We start from the raw sequence: 5,046 nt of genomic DNA, 5'->3' as shown, positions 1-5,046 counted from the left end.
GTTCAGGCCCGGGGCGGGCCGCCTTCCTCGGCGAGGAGGAAGTCGAGGGCCGGCCGGGTCTGGTCCCTGAGCAGATGGCCGACCTCGGGGAGGAAGGTGACCGAGACCCGGGGTGCGGCCCGCTGGAGCCGGCGGCGGGTGCCGTGGGAGTCGATGAGCCGGTCGCGGCCACCGATGGTGACCTGCACCGGCATCTCCAGGCCCGCCAGGTCGCCGTCGGTGACGACCGGCAGCCTCTCCCGGCGCGGCCGGAAGTGCTGGTGGATGAGCAGCACGTACTCGCCGAAGGCGCGTTCCTCGGCCGTGGGCGGGACGGGGGTGGGGGCGGGGCCCAGGGCCAGTCTCAGCATCGTGCGCCGCCCCCAGTCCCCGAACGGCAGCACGAACAGCGCGGCGACCAGCACCCCCCGCTTCTGGCGGCCGATCCCGCAGGGGCAGCGCAGCGCCAGCCGGTCCACCCGCTGCGGGCGGCGGATCGCGTAGTCGAGTGCCAGCAGCCCGCCCAGCGACGTCCCCACGAAGGCGGCGCGCTCGACGTGCAGCACGTCCAGCACGTCGTCGAGCCACAGCGCGTGCGCGTCGGAGTGCAGTTCGGGGCGCACGGGGGCGCTCAGACCGGGCTCGCCGATCACGTCGACGGCGTAGACGCGGAAGTGCCGGGCCCACAGGGCCACGTCGTCCGCCCACATCGCCGCGTTCGCCCCGGAGCCGTGCAGCAGGACCAGGGGCGCCGCGTCCTCGGGGCCGCAGGCCAGGACGAAGGTCGAACCCTGACGGGTGGGGACGTGCAGCCGTTCGGCGGGCACGGGCCAGCGGTCCAGGAGGGCGGTGTACTCCCGGGCGAGGACGCGGGCGCCCTCGTCGGAGGTGTAGATGGTCATGCCGTACTCCACTCGCTCGATAGGGTGGTATCTATCCTTAAACTACTGCGAGGAGTGAAGTAAAGGTAATTTTAGGGAGTGATAGGGAGTGCTGCCTCAAGCGGAAACGACTCCGGCCCGGCCGCCGTGGGGGCGACCGGGCCGGGAGGCGGGAAGGCTCAGGAACGCTTGGGCGGCAGCACGGCCAGTGCGAGGAGGAGCACCAGGACGCCGCCGCAGGCGTTCCAGAAGCCGTTCTCCAGATTGCCGATCCCGAGCGAGGTCGGCTTCAGCTCCCGCCCCTTCTGGTACACCCAGAGCACGCCGGTGACCACCGCGACCACGGCGGCCAGGAGCAGGCCCGGGCGCGAACGCACCAGCAGCGCCAGCACCGCGATCGCCGCGGCGACGGCCAGCAGCAGGAACATCGACATGCCGGTCGACGTGGTGCGGGTGGGTGACATGCCCCGGAACAGGTCGGCGACCGGTACGGACCTCGGATCGCTCTTGGCGTACCAGGGTTGGAACGAACTGAGCACCAGCCCTGCCGCGCCGGCCAGGGCCAACAAGCTTGCTACGGCGGTTCGCATGGGACGGGACCCCCACTTTCCTCTTGGTCGTATGCCTCATGGCCGGCCGATCGTCATCACGATCGGCGCCCCCGCCTGGAGCATGCCATGGACGACCGGCCGGCCGGTGCCCAACAGCCGGATCAACGCCACAAGTTAGGCGACGGACGGGTGCGGCGCGCGAGCCCTCGGAACGCCGGGGCGGCAGCCGACGGGTCAGAAGATCGAGCAGCCGGAGAGGGTGGTCAGGGCGTCCAGGGCGGTGACCGCGGCCACCGAGTTGCCGGCCTGGTCCAGCCGGGGGCCCCAGGCGCAGACCGCGGCCCGCCCGGGCAGTATGGCGAGGACGCCGCCGCCCACGCCGCTCTTGCCCGGCAGCCCGACCCGGAAGGCGAACTCGCCCGCCGCGTCGTAGGTGCCGCAGGTGAGCAGGACGGCGTTGACGCGCTTGGCCTCGCTGCGCGACATCAGCCGGGTGCCGTCGGTGCGCACCCCGTAGCGGGCCAGGAAGGAGCCGGCCAGGACCAGGTCCCGGCAGCTGGCGGACACCGCGCAGTGCGCGTAGTAGTGGTCGAGGACGGTCTCGACCGGGTTCTCCAGATTGCCGTGGCTGGCGATGAAGTGGGCCAGGGCGGCGTTGCGGTGGCCGTGTTCGGCCTCGGACGCGGCCACGATCGGATCGGTGTCGAGCAGCGGGTTGCCGGACTCCCGGCGGAGGAACTCGCGGACCGCCCCGGCGGCGTCGCCCGTCATGGTCTGCAGGCGGTCGGTCACCACGAGCGCGCCGGCGTTGATGAACGGGTTGCGCGGGATGCCGTGCTCGCTCTCCAGCTGCACCAGCGAGTTGAAGGGATTGCCGGACGGCTCCCGCCCCACCCCGCGCCAGACCGTGTCCCCGCCGTGGGCCAGGGCCAGTGCGAGGGTGAACAGCTTCGAGACGCTCTGGACGGAGAACGGCTGCTCCCAGTCCCCGATCCCGTACAGCTCGCCGTCGACGGTGGCCACCGCCATGCCGAAGGCGTCCGGGTCGACCGTGGCGAGGGCCGGGATGTAGTCGGCGACATGCCCTTGGTCGCCCGTCGCCCGCGCGGCCGCCGCCGCGGCATCCAGTAGCAGCCGGTAGTCGAGGTTCTCTCCGGCGGGCATACCGTTCAACGCTGTTCCTCCATGAGCACGATCAGGACCACGACCTGGTCCGATACAGGATTATCCGTGCTCCGGGGCGTGCGAAGGATCGCCGGTGGCGGCGTGGGGCCGCTTCACGGCGGGCCGCTTTGCGACCCAAAAGGCAATCAAGTCATATTCTTGACCAGGTTCATCCGTCAGGGGGCGGAGGTGGGGGCCTGGACGGGCGGGCCGGTGAGGAGGGTGCCGGTGTCGGAGTAGGGCCAGCCGTTCGGGACGCAGCCGTGCAGGCCCTTGATCTGCTGCATCATCACCGGTGCCGGCTCGCCCGCGCCCGGGCAGTCGACGTGGCCGTTGCCGAGGACGTGGCCGACCTCGTGGTTGACGGCGAGCGCGTGGTAGAGCTCGGGCTTGCCGACGTAGAACTCCGACAGCTCCGTCCAGCGCTTGAGGTTGATGACGACCTGGTGGCCCACACCGCAGTTCACCGTGCCGCCGGTGTCCAGGCCGTACTGGCCGCAGATCCGGTCGGTGGTCTCCGGGGTGGCCAGGTAGACGGTGAAGTCCACCGGGTCGGCGGGCATGCGCTGGAAGGACGCGGTGCCACCGGCGGCCCAGCCGTGCTGGACGTTCCCGAGGACGGCGTCGACCTCGGCGGCGAACTGCCCGGGGCTCTCGGCGATCCCGTTCTCCGCCCGCACCTTGTAGCGGTACAGGTGCTCGCCGGTGCCGAAGCGGGGCGAGCCGCCGGCGGCCGTGGTGAACTCCATCGGCTTCGGCCCGTCGCCCGGGGCCCACGGGTGCCACCACAGCAGGCCGCCGGTCACGGCGCCGGCCACCACCAGGGCGAGCGCGCCGTGCCAGAGCCTCAGGCGCCGGAATCCGGTGAACCCCTTCATCGGCCGACCCCGGCCGCGAGGCGCGCCCTCGCTCCGGTGGTCGGGTCGGGTCCGGTGGACCCGCCGGGTATGGAGGTGTGGGGCGTCGGGGTGGGCATGGCGGTGACAGGCTCCTGGGCGGGTTCGGTCGGGATCAGACGAGTCTAGGCGGCGTTCGAACAAGTTTCGGACGAGTCCAGACGGGTTCGGACGGGGTTCGGTCGCGGAAAGGAAGGGCGTTATGGGGAGGAACGGGCGAAAGCGGACCACCGGTTCAGCCGGTCGATGACGGCCCGTCGGTCGCGCGGCCCGATCGGTTCCCGGAACCACTCGAAGGTGCCACCCGTGCGGCGTGTCCCTCGGCGTCGGCGGCGCTTTCCGCTGTCGTGGTGCACGTTGATCACCGGCCGCGCCCGAGCGGGCCCGGCCGGGCTTCCCCATCCCACCCCACCCCACCGGAGGCACCGCCATGTCCATCACCACCGTCCTCACCGTCGACGGCATGAGCTGCGGCCACTGCGAGAAGACGGTCAGCGCCGGGCTGGCCGCCCTCCCCGGCGTCACCGAGGTCAGCGCCGACGCGCCGACCGGCCGCGTCACCGTGGCGTCCGCGCAACCGCTCGACGACGCCGTGCTCCGTGGCGCGGTCGGCGGGGCCGGTTTCACCTTCGTCGGCCGGGGCTGACCCGCCTGCGGCGACCGACCGACCGAGCGGGAGGGCCGGCCCGGGCCGTAGACCGGGGTCAGCCCATGCTCTTCGCGCCGTCCAGGGCCTCGCGGATGATGTCGGCGTGGCCCGCGTGCTGGGCGCTCTCGGTGGCGATGTGCATCAGCACCCGGCGGGCCGACCATTCGGCGCCGGCCTCGAACCAGGGGGCCTTCGGCAGCGGCTGGGTGGCGCCCAGGTCGGGGAGGGTGGCGACCAGGTCGTCGGTGCGGCGGGCCACCTCGGCGTACTCGGCCAGGACGCCGGCCAGCGTCTCGCCGGGCAGCAGGCGGAACTCGTCGGCGCGGCGGGCGAAGTCGGCCTCGGTGAAGCTGCTGAAGTCGGGCATCGCGGACGGGCCTTCCACGATGAAGTCCACCCAGAACCGCTCGACCGTGCTCACGTGCTTGATCAGGCCGCCCAGGCACAGTGCGCTGACGGTGGTCTGCAGGCCGGCCTGCTCGTCGGTGAGGTCGCGGGTGGTGAAGCGCAGGAAGTGCCGCTGCTTGGCCAGGGCCGCCAGCAGGTCGGCGCGCTCGCCGGTGGCGGTGCTGTTGTTCGGGGTCGTGGTCATGGTGGTGGCCTTCCGTTCGGTTCCTGCTCCTTCGGACAAGGTCCACGCTAAACGCGATAGCGGCCACTTTCTGTCCTGAATTCCGGGATGATGGGAGTCATGGCGAACACCAGCACCCGGACGCTGCGACTGCTCTCCCTGCTCCAGACCCACCGTTACTGGCCCGGCGAGGAACTGGCCGACCGGCTCGGGGTCTCGATCCGCACCCTGCGCCGCGACATCGACCGACTGCGTGAACTCGGCTACCCGGTGGAGGCGCGGGGGGGGGGGGGGCGGCGGGGGGGCGCCCCCGCCGCCGCGGGGCGCGGGCGCGCCCGCGCGCGGGCGCTCGAGT

The 5,046-nt window shown here is 72.3% G+C and carries 7 protein-coding genes; 2 read left to right on the top strand and 5 right to left on the bottom strand.

The annotated features are described in order from the left end of the window. Positions 1 to 2: 2 nt before the first annotated feature. The 4 genes from ACFV6I_RS20470 to ACFV6I_RS20455 form a co-directional block, all read right to left on the bottom strand. On the bottom strand, positions 3 to 881 hold the full coding sequence (locus tag ACFV6I_RS20470) for an alpha/beta fold hydrolase (protein WP_380426786.1): 879 nt from the start codon (positions 879 to 881) through the stop codon (positions 3 to 5). Positions 882 to 1,039: 158 nt separating this feature from the next. Then, a complete protein-coding gene (locus ACFV6I_RS20465) occupies positions 1,040 to 1,450 on the bottom strand; it encodes a hypothetical protein (protein WP_159398558.1) in 411 nt (136 codons plus the stop codon). Between the two features lie 195 nt (positions 1,451 to 1,645). Then, complete coding sequence (locus ACFV6I_RS20460; RefSeq protein WP_380426784.1) at positions 1,646 to 2,575, bottom strand: glutaminase; 930 nt, start codon at positions 2,573 to 2,575, stop codon at positions 1,646 to 1,648. A gap of 176 nt (positions 2,576 to 2,751) precedes the next feature. After that, positions 2,752 to 3,453, bottom strand: coding sequence for a DUF3152 domain-containing protein (locus tag ACFV6I_RS20455; RefSeq protein ID WP_380426782.1), 702 nt, complete (start codon positions 3,451 to 3,453; stop codon positions 2,752 to 2,754). Positions 3,454 to 3,901: 448 nt separating this feature from the next. Here ACFV6I_RS20455 and ACFV6I_RS20450 point away from each other — a divergent pair, with 448 nt between their 5' ends. Continuing rightward, positions 3,902 to 4,117, top strand: a complete 216-nt coding sequence (locus ACFV6I_RS20450) for a heavy-metal-associated domain-containing protein (RefSeq protein ID WP_063350365.1) — start codon at positions 3,902 to 3,904, stop codon at positions 4,115 to 4,117. A gap of 58 nt (positions 4,118 to 4,175) precedes the next feature. Here the strand turns inward: ACFV6I_RS20450 and ACFV6I_RS20445 are convergent, their stop codons facing one another. Then, positions 4,176 to 4,712, bottom strand: coding sequence for a DinB family protein (locus ACFV6I_RS20445; protein WP_380426780.1), 537 nt, complete (start codon positions 4,710 to 4,712; stop codon positions 4,176 to 4,178). 99 nt (positions 4,713 to 4,811) lie between these two features. Between ACFV6I_RS20445 and ACFV6I_RS20440 the strand changes: the two genes are divergently transcribed. After that, a partial coding sequence (locus ACFV6I_RS20440) for an HTH domain-containing protein (RefSeq protein WP_380426778.1) occupies positions 4,812 to 5,046 on the top strand: 235 nt, incomplete at its 3' end.

The sequence above is a fragment of the Kitasatospora sp. NPDC059803 genome (assembly GCF_042732255.1).
In the GTDB taxonomy this organism is placed as follows: Bacteria; Actinomycetota; Actinomycetes; order Streptomycetales; family Streptomycetaceae; genus Kitasatospora.
Note: the sequence above shows the minus strand (reverse complement) of the source record. Positions and strands in the feature narration are given on the sequence as shown.